Source organism: Mycobacterium sp. (assembly GCF_035697385.1).
Lineage (GTDB): Bacteria > Actinomycetota > Actinomycetes > Mycobacteriales > Mycobacteriaceae > Mycobacterium.
Window position 1 is genome coordinate 1 of sequence record NZ_DASSCY010000115.1, and the last position, 12,866, is coordinate 12,866.

The following is a 12,866-nucleotide window of genomic DNA, read 5'->3' on the forward strand; positions in this document are numbered from 1 at the left end:
CAACGAGGTGATGCAGGTCGCAGACACGGTGACGATTCTGCGCGACGGCAGCGCGATCGAGACCATCGACGTCGACGACGGGCTCACCGAGGACCGCATCGTTCGCGGAATGGTGGGCCGTGACCTCACCCACCGCTTCCCGCCCCGCGCGGCCCGCGAGATCGGCGACGTGGTGTTCGGTGTCGCGCACTGGACGGTGCTTCATCCGATCGACCAGCACCGCAAGGTCGTCGATGACGTATCGCTTCAGGTGCGTGCCGGCGAGATCGTCGGTATTGCCGGCCTGATGGGCGCGGGCCGAACCGAACTCGCCATGAGCATCTTCGGCCGAATGTACGGAAAGTATCTGAGCGGCAAGGTGTTCAAGGATGGCCGCGAAGTCAGCACCAAGACCGTCTCTGACGCGATCAAACACGGGATCGCCTACGCCACCGAGGACCGCAAGCAGCTTGGCCTGAACCTGATGGACAGCATCGCGAAGAGCATCAGCCTGGCCTCGCTGCGCAAGGTGAGCAAGCGATGGGTGATCAACGAGCACGAAGAGGCTGGTGTCGCCGAGCGGTTCCGCGCGTCGATGAGGATCAAGGCCTCGTCGGTGTCGGCGGCCACCGGCAAGCTGTCGGGCGGTAACCAGCAGAAGGTCGTGCTGAGCAAGTGGCTCTTCACCGATCCCGATGTGCTGATCCTCGATGAGCCAACGCGCGGTATCGACGTCGGCGCGAAGTACGAGATCTACACGCTCATAAACGAACTCGCCGCGCGGGGTAAGGCCGTCATCGTCATCTCCTCCGAACTGCCCGAGTTGCTCGGTCTGTGCGACCGCATCTACACCCTCAGCCAGGGCCGGCTCACCGGAGAGGTGACGCAGGCCGACGCCACCCAGGAGACCCTGATGCGCTACATGATGAAAGGACGTGCCTAGGTGACCACCACCGTCGAGCAATCGCCGCAGAACCCAGCGGCCCCGCCGGACGGCGGCGACACCCCGCCTGCGTCGCCAAGCCTGAGACAACGCGTTTCGGCGTTTCTGATGTCGCATGTGCGTCAGTCCGGGATGGTCGTCGCCCTTGTCGCCATTGTGTTGCTCTTCCAGGTCTGGACCGTCGGCATCCTGCTCAAGCCGCTCAATGTCACCAACATCATTCAGCAAAACGGCTACATCCTCGTGCTGGCGATCGGCATGGTGATCGTCATCATCTCCGGCCATATCGACCTGTCCGTCGGATCGATCGCCGGCTTCATCGGGGCGATGGCCGGGGTGCTCATGGTGCGTAACGACATGCCGTGGGTGATAGCCGTCGGGGTGTGCGTGGGGATGGGCGCGCTGATCGGCGCCTGGCAGGGATTCTGGATCGCCTACGTCGGAATTCCGTCGTTCATCGTAACCCTCGGCGGCATGCTCGTATTCCGCGGTGCCACACAGTATCTGCTCGAAGGTCAGTCCATCGCCCCGCTACCGCACGGGCTGGAACAGGTCAGCAGCGGCTTCTTGCCGGAACTCGGCGTCGACGCCGTCTACCACTGGCCGACTGTGATTCTTGGCGTCGTGATCATCGCCGCTGCCCTTGTCGTGCAAGTTCGGCGCAGGCGCTCGCAGCGCCGCTACGGTCAAGAGGTCTCACGGACAACGATTTTCGCCGCCAAGTGCGCGGGGATCGTCGCGGCTCTTGCGGCTGTGACGCTGTTGCTCGCCAGCTACCGCGGCGTGCCGATCGTCGGCATCATCCTGGTGGTGCTGACCATCGTGTACGCCTTCGTCATGCGCAACACGGTCGTCGGAAGGCAGGTCTACGCGGTCGGCGGAAACTCCTCCGCTGCACAGCTTTCCGGCATCCGCAACCAGCGGGTCACACTGCTGGTCTTCGTAAACATGGGTGTCCTCGCTGCCGTCGCCGGCCTGCTGTTCGCGGCGCGGCTGAACTCGGCGACGCCGCAGGCGGGTGTCAACTTCGAACTCGAGGCCATCGCGGCCGCGTTCATCGGCGGCGCATCGTCGAGCGGCGGTGTGGGCACCGTCTTCGGCGCGATCGTCGGCGGACTGGTTCTCGGCGTACTCAACAACGGCATGTCGATCCTCGGCATCGGCAGCGACGTCCAGCAGGTGATCAAGGGCCTGGTGCTGCTCGCGGCCGTCGGCTTCGACGTCTACAACAAGCGGAAGGGCGGGCGTTGACCGGCTCAGCGTCTGCGGGTGCTCTGCCGGATGACCAGTTGCGCGGGCACCAGAATCGGTTCGTCGGTGGTCCACTGCCCGCCGTCGCCGTCGATGCACTCGATGACCATCTCCACGCTTTTACGTCCCACCGTCGGAAAGTCCTGGCGGACGGTGGTCAGGGGAGGGGAGTAGAACTCCGCCTCTGGCACGTCGTCGAAGCCTGCGACGAGAACGTCGTCCGGCACCGACCGGCCTGCCTCGGCGAACGCGCGCAGCAAGCCCAGCGCCATCTGATCGTTGGCGACGAAGATCGCGTCGACCTCAGGGCGACGCACGAGTTCGATCCCAGCTTGGTATCCCGAAGCGGGTAACCAGTTGCCGCGCACCGGTTCTGGAGCGGAGCGGCCGTTGGCCGCCAGCTCCTCGCGCCACCCGGCCAGGCGGGCATCGGTTTCGGTCCAGCCCTGAGCGCCGGTGACGTGCCAGACATTCTTGGCACCCTGCTCGAGCAGATGCCGGGTGACCTGCCGTGCGCCGTCGAACTGGTCCACGCTGACGGTCGGCAGGCCGAGTCCGCCCGCCCCGTCGACAGCCACGAGCGGCATATCGCCGCGCAACCGCAGGAGCGCCTGGCGCGTTTCCGACAGCGGCGCGATGACCACGACGCCCTCAACTGCTTGCTCCTCGAGCCGGCGCAGCGCGTTTGGCAGCGTCGTGCTGTCGATGGTGGGTTCGCTTGCCACGCTGACGTAATAGCCCGCTTCGCGCGCGGCGTGCTCGATGGCGTACAGCATGCTTGCCGGCCCGTAGAGCGTGCTGTCGAAGCACACGACGCCGATCGTCTTGGACCGGTGGGTCGCAAGTGCGCGTGCCGCGAGGTTACGCCGGTAACCGAGCTGGTCGATCGCCTCGTTCACCCGGCGGCGGGTGGACTCCTTGACCGCGGCTGAACCGTTGAGCACGCGGGAAACCGTCTGATGGGAGACGCCCGCCACCCTGGCAACGTCGAGCATGTTGACCGACCGGCGTTCGCTCACGCTCGAATCGTAGTCCGGTGCGCGCAGGGATTCCCAACGCCCAATGTTAGCGTTAACATCGACGGAGTAGATTCGGAAATTTAAGCGCAGCTGGAGTTTTCATGACGTTGACTTTGCAGACCGTAGCCCGGCTGCACGGCATCGGGGATGTCCGCCCCGAGACCGAACGCGTTCCGAAACCCGGCCGCGATGAGGAGTTGGTGCGGGTCACCGCCGTAGGGCTGTGTGGATCGGACGTGCACTGGTTCACCGAGGCCGGAATCGGCGATGCCCGGCTCTTGAGCCCGGTCGTGCCTGGCCATGAGCTGGCCGGCGTGATCGAGGGCGGTCCGCGTCACGGAATACCGGTGGCAATCGACCCGGCGCTGCCGTGCCGGCAGTGCGATACGTGTCTGCGTGGTGACCAGAACCTGTGTCCCGACGTGGTTTTCGCCGGGCATTCGGGCCGCGACGGCGGATTGCAGCAATACCTGGTGTGGCCATCGTGGGCGCTTCATCCGCTGCCCTCCGGCATCGACGGGGTCGACGGCGCCATGCTCGAGCCGCTCGGTGTCGCCTTGCACGCGCTGGACCTTGGACACATGCGAATCGGCGCGGTCGTGGTCATCGTCGGTGCGGGTCCGATCGGACTGCTTCTGCTGCAAGCGCTTCGACGATCAGGTGCCACCCGCGTCGTCGTGGTCGAGCCGCTCGCGCACCGACGCGATGCCGCACTGCGGTACGGCGCCGACGCCGCTCTGGATGTCGACGAGGCGGACGAGGCGGCGCTGACCGACGCGACCGGAGCTTCGGGCGCCGACGTCGTCTTCGAAATGGCAGGCTGCGATCAAGCGGTCGAGATCGGGCTGCGCGCTGCGCGACCGGGTGCCCGCGTGGTGCTTGGCGGCATCCCCGACGGGGACCGGACGTCGTTTCCCGCCTCGCTGGCGCGGCGCAAGGGACTCACGCTGGTTCTGGTCAGGCGAATGAATGATGCGTATCCACGCGCAATTCGGCTCGTCGAGCATGGCATGGTCGACGTGTCCTCGATAGTGACGCATCGGTATCCGCTCGATCGTGTCACCGAAGCCTTCGCAATGGCCGCTCGTCGTGGGGGTTTGAAAGTGGTCGTCGAGCCCGGCGCTTGATTACCCGCCGTCCTGGTACCGGATCGCCCACTGTGCCGACCAGTCTTCGCCGGGGTGAAGCCAGCGCAGTCCTTCGCCGCTGTTGAAGGCGTCGGCAGGCGCGGTCATCGGCTCGATTGCGACGGCGGCCTGGTAGCCGCCTTCGCGCGGGAACTTCCTCGTGATGAACACCTGCACGTAGCCGAAATGTTCATCGGCCCAAAGCGAGACGGTTCGCCCGTCGGGCGCACGTAGGGTTTGCGTACTCCCTCCATCGAGAACGGTTACGCCGGACCAGGCGTCGTCGAGTTCGAGTGTCCCGACGGCGCGGCCCCCGCGCAGATCCCACGCGGTGCCCTGCACAGGAGTCATGCCAATCGGGTTGAGCCGATCGTCCACGTCGATGTGGTGGTCCGCCGAAACGGTCAACACAAGCTCGTCTGCGGCGACGTCACCCATGGTGAGAAACGGGTGCGCACCCAGAGCCACTGGCGCGCAGACGGATCCGGCATTGCGTACGGTGTGGGTGACTTCGAGACCGGTATGGGCCAAGGTGTACTGCACCCGCGTGTCGAGGTGGAACGGATATCCGTTCTGCGGGAACACCTGTGCGCCGAGCGTCACCGAACACGCCGTACGCTCCACGAGTTGGTATGGCGTGCTGTGCAGAAGGCCGTGCAGCGCATTGCCGCGTTCGGGTTCGGTGATATCGAGTTGCAGCGTGCGCCCTTCGTGAGTCCACCGACCGTCTCGCACCCGGTTCGGCCAGGGCACCAGCACGATGCCGCTGCTGAACGGCGCGGGGGCATCGGCGGGATAGCTTGCGGTGAGCTCGACACCGTCAACCGACAGGTGCCGCACCGCGGCTGCGACTTCGGTGATCACCGCGCGCACGGAGCGGCCAGCGGCTTCCAGCGTCAGCTCGTGCTGTTCTCCGAGCGCGGGCCTTTCCACACCTGGATGTTAGCGTTCACATCCCGGTCACGGCTAGGTCTTGCGGGCGCTCGCAGTCGCCTTGTCGAGTTCCCAATAGGCGCGCAGCGCGACGATCTTGCCGTCGTCGTTGACGCGGTAGGTGAATACACCCTCGGCTGTGACTTCGTATCCGGCGGCCCGGATCACGATGTTGCCGACGTTGGCTTCCTCGTTGCCGCACTGATAGGTCTTCTCGAAGTTGAACGTCAACTCGCTGGGCGCGATGGCGTTGTCGTAGAAGGCTGCGATTGCCTCCTTGCCGCGGTGGCCCTTGCCTTCCGGGTCGAAGTGCGACGGTCCGATCGGGTCTTCGACGATCGCGTCGTCGGCGAAATTGTCCAGCCACGCCTGCTTGTCGTGGGCCATGGCGGCTTCCCGCGAGCGCTTACCCGCCAGATGCGCTGGACTGTCCGTCACTGCTGCCATCCCGAATTGATATAGGTGTCGGCGAATCGCTTCAGCGAGTCCTTCTTCTTCTCCAGCGGCGCGTCGAAGCTCAAGCCCTCGAAAAGCCATGGAATCACGATGTTGTCGGTGACACCCGACTCGGCGAGCTCGCGATGCCCGTCGACACCGAACTTGTCGACGCAGACGGCCTGGAACTCGAACGGCTCGTCGTCCCTGCCGTATTCGGCGCGCAGTTCGTTCAGCTTGCCGATGGTCTGGGCCAACTCATCGCCGGTCATCATCGCGCTGGTCCAACCGTCGCCGACCCGTGCGGCCCGGCGCAGTGCGACGTCGGTGTGGCCGCCGACGTAGAACGGCACCGGCTTGGTCGGCGCCGGGCTCATCTGCAGCTTGTCGAAGTTGTAGAACTCGCCATGAAACTCGACCATGCCGCCGCCAAGGACGAGCTTGATCACCTCGATCATCTCGTCGACGCGCTTTCCGCGCTTGGCGTATGGCTGCCCGCACCACTCGAATTCCTCTGGTGCCCAGCCGATCCCGACGCCGAAGCCGAAACGGTTGTTGGTCAGGTTCGCCACCGAACCCACCTGGCGGGCCAGCAGCAACGGGTTGCGGGAGCCCAGCTTCATAACGTTGGTGTAGAACTGCAGCGTCGTCGTCACCGCACCCATCGCGCCCGCGGCGATCAGCGGGTCAACCCACGGCGTGTCGGCATTCCACATCCGCGAGCCGTCGGGGGTGTACGGATAGTCCGCCGACTGCTGCTCCATGTAGAACAGCGAGTCGGGCAGCGCGATCGAGTCGAAGCCGACTTCCTCGGCGGTCTTGGCTATATCGATGAGCTCATCGACCGGGCCCATCGCGACGCTGCAGGTGTACTTCATGGCTTGTCGGCTCCGACCACCCACATGGAGTAGTACTGCGAACCACCGCCGTAGGCGTGGCCCAAAGCCTTGCGGGCGTTGGGTACTTGGTGCTCGCCCGCCTTGCCCATCACCTGGATTGCCGCCTCGGCGAAGCGGATCATGCCCGATGCGCCGATCGGATTGGACGACAGCACGCCGCCGGACGGGTTGACCGGGAGCCTGCCGCCGATCGCGGTCTCGCCGGCCTCGGTGAGTTTCCAGCCCTCGCCTTCGGGCATGAAGCCCAGGTTCTCCAGCCACATGGGCTCGAACCAGGAGAACGGGACGTAGATCTCGGCGACGTCGATCTCGTCGATCGGGCTGGTGATGCCCGCCGATTTCCACAGCGCCTTGGCTGCGTCGCGGCCGGCCTGCGGGTTGACCTGATCTCGGCCGGAGTACGCGAGCGGCTCGGTGCGCAGCGCCGTGGCGTGGATCCACGCGACCGGGTGGCCGTCGGCGACGCGTTTGTCCGCGATCTCCTCGTTGCCGATCACCAAGGCGCATGCGCCGTCAGAGGAGGGACACGTCTCGTCGAATCGGATTGGGTCCCACAGCATCTGGCTCGCCAGCACCTTCTCCAAGGTGATGTCGGGCTGATGCAGGTGCGCCAGCGGGTTCTTGGCGCCGTTGAGCCTGTCCTTCACCGCCACCATGGCGCCGATGTGCGTCGGTGCGCCCGACCGGCGAATGTAGGCGCGCACGTGCGGGGCGAAATAGCCGCCGGCACCGGCACCCACAGGCTTGGTGAACGGCACCGGAATGCTCAACGCCCACATGGCGTTCGACTCGGACTGCTTCTCCCACGCCATCGCGAGTACGCGGCGGTACTTGCCCGACTGAACCAGGCTGGCCGCCACGACGCCGGTCGAACCTCCGACCGACCCCGCAGTGTGCACGCGGATCAACGGCTTGCCGGTGGCGCCAACGGCGTCGGCCAGGAACAGTTCGGGCATCATCACGCCCTCGAAGAAGTCCGGCGCCTTGCCGACAACCACAGCGTCGATGTCGTCGAACGTCGAACCTGAATCGGCCAGCGCCTTGTCGATCGCATCGCGGACAAGGCCGGCCATCGAGACGTCTTGGCGCTTCGCGACGTACTTGGTCTGCCCGGTGCCCAGCACCGCTGCGAGTTGGCCCGCCATTTCTCTACTTCCCTTCCAGAACAGCGACCAGATTCTGTTGCAGCGCAGGACCACTGGTGGCGTGGGCCAGCACCCGCTGTGCAGAACCGTTGAAGATGTGTTGGGCCGCAAAGCCGATGCGTTCCAGTCCCGCAGAGAACATCGGGTTGGCCGCCAGCGTGCCGCCCGACGGGTTCACCTTCGTCGATGACCCGAGGCCGATCGCCTCGGTCAGGATCAGGTGCTGGTGTGTGAACGGTGCGTAGATCTCGGCGACCTCGATCGAACCGACGTCACCGCCGGTGGCGGCCTTTGCCGAGGCAGACGTCGACGGCGAGGTCGTCAGGTCGCGCGCACCGAGGACTGGTGTTTCGATGCGGTGCTCGAAGCCGGTGATCCAGGCGGGGTTCTCGCGAAGCTCGCGGGCACGGTCGCCAGCGGCCAGCACGATGGCCGATGCGCCGTCGGTGATCGGCGCGATGTCGTGGCGGCGCAACGGGTCAGCGAAAAACGGCCTCGCCAGCAGTTCGTCGATGCTCTTGGCCGGTGTCTCGGAGTCGGTCCGCTGGGCCACGGCGAACGAGTCCAACGCCACCTGGGCCATCTGCTCGGCGGTCCACTTACCGGCGTCGAGGCCGAACCGCGCCTGCAGGCCGGCGATCGACACCGCGTCGGGCCACAGCGGCGCAACGGAATACGGGTCGGTCTGCAGTGCGAGCACCCGGCGCAATGTCCCCGCCGACGACTTGCCGAACCCGTAGACCAGCGCGGTGTCCACCTCACCGGTCAGCAGTTTGACGTAGGCCTCGTACAGCGCCCAGGCCGCGTCCATCTCGACGTGCGACTCGTTGATCGGCGGGACTGCGCCGATCGAGTCGATCGCCGAGATGAACGAAAACGCCCGTCCGGCAAGGTAGTCCGACGACCCTGAGCACCAGAAGCCGATGTCGGTCTGCGCCAGGCCGAGCTCCGCGTAGAGCTGGGCGAAGCAGGGCATCAGCATCTCGACGCCGTTGGTGGTGCCCTCGGTGCGGCGCACGTGCGGCGCGTGGGCGAAGCCCACGACGGCTATCTCAGTCATAGGTCCTCTTATTGGTGGTGCTTGTAGGTGTCGTAGTCGGCGTCGGGTTCACCCGTCGGCCGGAAATGGGAGATGTTGTCGATGCCGAGGCCCCACTCCTCGCGGGGCTTCCACACCGCCTCCACCCGCATGCCCATCCGAACCTCCGAAGCCTCGATCTCGGTGACCAAGTGAAGGAATGGGATGTCGGCGCCGTCCAGCAGCACATACGCCGCAACGTAAGGCGGCTTGATGCGCTGGCCGGCGAAGGGAATGTTGATGACCGCGAACGTCGTCACCGTGCCCTTGTCGGGCAACTCGATGAACTCGTCGAGCTGCCTGCCCGTCGCGGGATCGGCTTCCCGCGCAGGGAAATACACCTTTCCATCTTTGCCCGAGCGTGCCCCGAGCAGCTTGCCCTCCTCGAGCCCGCGCAGGAAGACACTCTCGGGAAGCGATGCAGTGTGCTGGATTTCGATGCTGCTGGGGCTGACGAGGACGGTCACCGGCTCACGGTCGTCGGCCTGGCCCTCGGGTTCGGCGTTCTCACCGAGCGCGAAGTACGCGATGTCGGTGATGGCGCCGACGGGCTCGTCGACCCAGTGCGCATGCACCCGGGCGCCCGTGCTGATTGCGTCCGATGAGTTTGCATCGACAGCGTGCAGCAGCGGGGTGTCTGCGCCGTCGAGCTTGATCAGCGCCCATGCAAACGGGCGGTCCAGCGGCTGGCCCTCCAGCGGCCCCGGCTGCCAGGTCCACGAGACCACGGTTCCGACGCTGCTCACCGGTACGATCTCGGTCAATCGCTCGTAGGTGACAGGGTCGTATTCGGCCGGTGGCACATGCACTCGGCCGTCCGAACCGCGCACGCCGACGATGCGTCGCTGGCGTAGGGCGGTGAAGAACTGGGACAGGAGTGGTCCGACTGAACGGGTGTAGTCGAAGGAGAGCCTCAGCGGCGCTGAAAGAGGCGGCTCATGCGTGTCGATCTGCACCGGGCTGCTTTGGCTGGCGGTCACAGCATCGAGTAGAACAGGTTCTAAGAACGGTTTCAACCACGGGTCGAGAGGCAGGCTAATGAAGCTCGGACTTCAGCTGGGATATTGGGGCGCGAAGCCGCCAGAGAACGCACCCGAATTGGTGGCAGCCGCCGAGGACGCCGGCTTCGACACGGTGTTCACGGCCGAGGCGTGGGGTTCGGATGCCTACACGCCGCTGGCCTGGTTGGGGGCGTCGACGAGTCGGATGCGCCTTGGCACGTCGGTTGTTCAGCTGTCGGCGCGGACGCCGACCGCATGCGCGATGGCCGCGCTGACGCTGGATCACCTCTCCGGCGGGCGGCACATCCTGGGCCTGGGGGTTTCGGGGCCGCAGGTGGTTGAGGGCTGGTACGGACAGAAGTTCCCCAAGCCGCTGGCCCGCACCCGCGAGTACGTCGACATTCTCCGCCAGGTGTGGGCGCGGGAAGCCCCGGTGACCAGCGACGGGCCGCATTACCCGCTGCCGCTGTCGGGTGAGGGCACCACCGGTCTCGGTAAGGCGCTCAAGCCGATCACCCACCCGCTGCGGGCCGACATCCCGGTCATGCTGGGCGCCGAAGGTCCGAAGAATGTGGCGCTGGCCGCCGAAATCTGCGACGGGTGGCTACCGATCTTCTACTCGCCGCGAATGGCCGACACGTACAACGAGTGGCTCGACGAGGGATTCGCGCGGCCGGGCGCCCGCCGCAGCCGGGAGAACTTCGAGATCTGCGCGACCGCGAACATCGTCATCACCGACGACCGCGCGGCGGCGTTCGAGGCCATGAAGCCCTACATCGCGCTCTACATGGGTGGCATGGGCGCCGAGGACACCAACTTCCACGCCGACGTCTACCGCCGGATGGGCTACGCCGAGGTGGTCGATGAAGTCACCAAGCTGTTCCGCAGCGACCGCAAGGACGAAGCGGCGAAGATCATCCCCGACGAACTCTTGGACGACGCGGCGATCGTCGGCGACCTGGACTACGTGCGTGAGCAGATCAAGGTGTGGGAGGCCGCGGGCGTGACCATGATGGTGGTCTCCGGCCGCACCGCCGAGCAGATCCGGGAGCTGGCAACGCTGGTCTGACCGGCTATAGACGCGCCACTAGAACGCGTTCTAGATTGACCGGATGACTGCATCGCAGCACACCATCGCCGGCACGGTACTCACGATGCCGGTGAAGATCCGCACGGCGAATCAACACATGGCGATGTTCTCGGTGAACGCCGACGCCGCCCAGCACATGATCGACTACAGCGGCCTGCAGGTCTGCCGGTACCTGCCCGGGCGAGCGATCGTCGTCTTGATGCTGATGCATTACATTGACGGCGACCTTGGCGAGTACTACGAGTACGGCACCAACGTGATGGTGAATCCGCCAGGGGTCGACCGCCCCCCCGGCAGTTGGAGCCCCCGCGCCCTGGGTTCTGCGGGCGCCTTCATCCATCACCTTCCGGTCGACCAGGCGTTCACCTTGGAGGCGGGCACCACCATTTGGGGATTTCCGAAGGTGATGGCGGACTTCACGGTTCGCGAGGGCCGTCAATTCGGATTCGACCTCACGATCGACGGCCAGCACGCGGTGAGCATGGAGTTCCAGCCCGGCGTGCCGATTCCGATGAGTGCGGGGACGCAGACGCAGCGCAGCTATTCGCATCGCGACGGCGTCACCCGCGAGATCCCCTTCGAGATGTCGCCCAGCGGGCTGCGGTACCGACTGGGCGGGGCAAAAGTGCGACTCGGCGAACACCCCTATGCGAAAGAACTCGCCTCGCTAGGCTTCCCGAAACGCGCGCTGTTCTCCGGTTCGGCTGCCAACGTCCAGATGTCGTTCGACGACGCGCAGGAGGTTCGACGGTGACCGCGATAAAACCAGACGTCGATCTCACCGACGGCACGTTCTATGCCGGTGACTCGCGGGCGATCTACCGGTGGATGCGCGAGAACGAGCCGGTCTTTCGGGACCGCAACGGCTTGGCCGCGGCGGCGACATACCAGGCGGTGATCGAGGCCGAGCGCAATCCCGAGCTGTTCTCCAACGCGGGCGGCATCCGGCCCGACCAGCCGGGTGTGGAGATGATGATCGAGATGGACGACCCGCAACATCTGTTGCGGCGCAAGCTCGTCAACGCGGGCTTCACGCGCAAACGCGTGAAGGATCTGGAGTCCTCGATCGGTTGGCTGTGCGACACGCTGATCGACGCGGTATGTGAGCGAGGAGAGTGTGACTTCGTCTGGGACCTCGCCGCGCCGCTGCCGATGGCCGTCATCGGCGACATGCTCGGCGTGCGGCCAGAGGAACGCGAGATGTTCCTCAAGTGGTCCGACGAGCTGGTCGGCTCGCTGAGCAGCACTGCGGCCGAGGCCGACGTGCAGGTGACGATGGAAGCGTTCGCCGCCTACTCCGAATACATGATGGGCATGATCGCCGCACGCAAGGAGGAGCCGACCGACGACCTGGTGAGTGTGCTCGTGCACGCGGAGGTGGAGGGCTCGAAGCTGGAGGACCACCAGATCGTCACCGAGGTCCTCCTGCTGCTGATCGGCGGCGACGAGACCACTCGCCACACGTTGTCCGGTGGCACCCGGCAGCTGCTCAGTCATCCCGATCAGCACCAGCGTCTTGCCAACGATTTGGCGTTGCTGCCCAACGCGATTGAAGAGATGCTGCGCTGGACCGCGCCGGTGAAGAACATGGCGCGAACCATCACCGCCGACACGGAGTTTCACGGCACCCGCTTGACTGCGGGCGAGAAGATGCTGCTGTTGTTCGAGTCCGCCAACTTCGACGAGAACGTGTTCGAGGAGCCGGAGCACTTCAACATCGACCGCTACCCCAACAACCACCTGGCGTTCGGCTTCGGCACGCACTTCTGCCTTGGCAACCAGCTCGCCCGGCTGGAGCTGTCGATGATGCAGGAGCGGCTACTGAAGCGGCTGCCCGACATGCGATTGGCTTCCGAGGACGAGCTGCCCCTGCGGCCGGCGAACTTCGTGTCCGGCCTGGAAAAGATGCCGGTGGTCTTCACGCCGACCAAGCCGCTAAGCGGCTAGTTAGCGCCGAACGTGCCTG

Annotated in this window: 13 protein-coding genes; 6 read left to right on the plus strand and 7 right to left on the minus strand. The window is 65.6% G+C overall.

Translation table 11 applies throughout. From position 1 onward, the window contains the following. Together VFH65_RS09825 and mmsB are read left to right on the plus strand one after the other, a co-directional pair. Nucleotides 1–922: sugar ABC transporter ATP-binding protein (locus VFH65_RS09825; RefSeq protein ID WP_353321034.1), on the plus strand; the 922-nt coding region annotated here is incomplete at its 5' end. Beyond that, the gene (gene mmsB, locus VFH65_RS09830; RefSeq protein ID WP_353321035.1) at nt 923–2,173 is read left to right on the plus strand and encodes a multiple monosaccharide ABC transporter permease; all 1,251 of its coding nucleotides are present in this window, start codon (nt 923–925) and stop codon (nt 2,171–2,173) included. Between the two features lie 5 nt (nt 2,174–2,178). On the opposite strand, the gene VFH65_RS09835 is transcribed toward mmsB, so the two are convergent. After that, the gene (locus VFH65_RS09835) at nt 2,179–3,192 is read right to left on the minus strand and encodes a LacI family DNA-binding transcriptional regulator (protein WP_353321037.1); all 1,014 of its coding nucleotides are present in this window, start codon (nt 3,190–3,192) and stop codon (nt 2,179–2,181) included. A 101-nt stretch (nt 3,193–3,293) separates the two neighbouring features. Between VFH65_RS09835 and VFH65_RS09840 the strand changes: the two genes are divergently transcribed. Beyond that, a complete protein-coding gene (locus VFH65_RS09840; RefSeq protein WP_353321038.1) occupies nt 3,294–4,319 on the plus strand; it encodes a zinc-binding dehydrogenase in 1,026 nt (341 codons plus the stop codon). On the opposite strand, the gene VFH65_RS09845 is transcribed toward VFH65_RS09840, so the two are convergent. Genes VFH65_RS09845 through VFH65_RS09870 form a run of 6 tightly spaced genes read right to left on the minus strand, consistent with a single transcriptional unit; the run spans nt 4,320 to nt 9,789 of the window. Then, nucleotides 4,320–5,252 carry an aldose 1-epimerase family protein gene (locus tag VFH65_RS09845; protein ID WP_353321040.1) on the minus strand — a complete coding sequence of 311 codons (933 nt, stop codon included), beginning with the start codon at nt 5,250–5,252 and terminating at the stop codon, nt 4,320–4,322. It abuts the gene before it with no gap. A 33-nt stretch (nt 5,253–5,285) separates the two neighbouring features. Continuing rightward, nucleotides 5,286–5,699 carry a nuclear transport factor 2 family protein gene (locus tag VFH65_RS09850; protein ID WP_353321041.1) on the minus strand — a complete coding sequence of 138 codons (414 nt, stop codon included), beginning with the start codon at nt 5,697–5,699 and terminating at the stop codon, nt 5,286–5,288. Continuing rightward, nucleotides 5,687–6,565, minus strand: a complete 879-nt coding sequence (locus VFH65_RS09855; RefSeq protein ID WP_353321043.1) for a TIGR03619 family F420-dependent LLM class oxidoreductase — start codon at nt 6,563–6,565, stop codon at nt 5,687–5,689. Before VFH65_RS09855 ends, VFH65_RS09850 begins: the two co-directional genes overlap by 13 nt. Then, nucleotides 6,562–7,731, minus strand: coding sequence for a thiolase domain-containing protein (locus VFH65_RS09860; protein ID WP_353321044.1), 1,170 nt, complete (start codon nt 7,729–7,731; stop codon nt 6,562–6,564). The genes VFH65_RS09855 and VFH65_RS09860 overlap by 4 nt, the downstream gene beginning before the upstream one ends. Before the next feature lie 4 nt (nt 7,732–7,735). Continuing rightward, a complete protein-coding gene (locus VFH65_RS09865; RefSeq protein ID WP_353321046.1) occupies nt 7,736–8,791 on the minus strand; it encodes a thiolase domain-containing protein in 1,056 nt (351 codons plus the stop codon). A gap of 8 nt (nt 8,792–8,799) precedes the next feature. Next, on the minus strand, nt 8,800–9,789 hold the full coding sequence (locus VFH65_RS09870) for a Zn-ribbon domain-containing OB-fold protein (RefSeq protein ID WP_353321047.1): 990 nt from the start codon (nt 9,787–9,789) through the stop codon (nt 8,800–8,802). A 58-nt stretch (nt 9,790–9,847) separates the two neighbouring features. Here VFH65_RS09870 and VFH65_RS09875 point away from each other — a divergent pair, with 58 nt between their 5' ends. Genes VFH65_RS09875 through VFH65_RS09885 form a run of 3 tightly spaced genes read left to right on the plus strand, consistent with a single transcriptional unit; the run spans nt 9,848 to nt 12,847 of the window. Next, nucleotides 9,848–10,879 (plus strand): LLM class F420-dependent oxidoreductase, encoded by a 1,032-nt coding sequence (locus tag VFH65_RS09875; protein WP_353321049.1) that lies wholly within the window; start codon nt 9,848–9,850, stop codon nt 10,877–10,879. Between the two features lie 43 nt (nt 10,880–10,922). Next, nucleotides 10,923–11,654, plus strand: coding sequence for an acetoacetate decarboxylase family protein (locus VFH65_RS09880; RefSeq protein ID WP_353321050.1), 732 nt, complete (start codon nt 10,923–10,925; stop codon nt 11,652–11,654). Continuing rightward, entirely contained in the window at nt 11,651–12,847 is a 1,197-nt protein-coding gene (locus tag VFH65_RS09885) for a cytochrome P450 (protein WP_353321052.1), read from the plus strand. The genes VFH65_RS09880 and VFH65_RS09885 overlap by 4 nt, the downstream gene beginning before the upstream one ends. Nucleotides 12,848–12,866 lie beyond the last annotated feature (19 nt).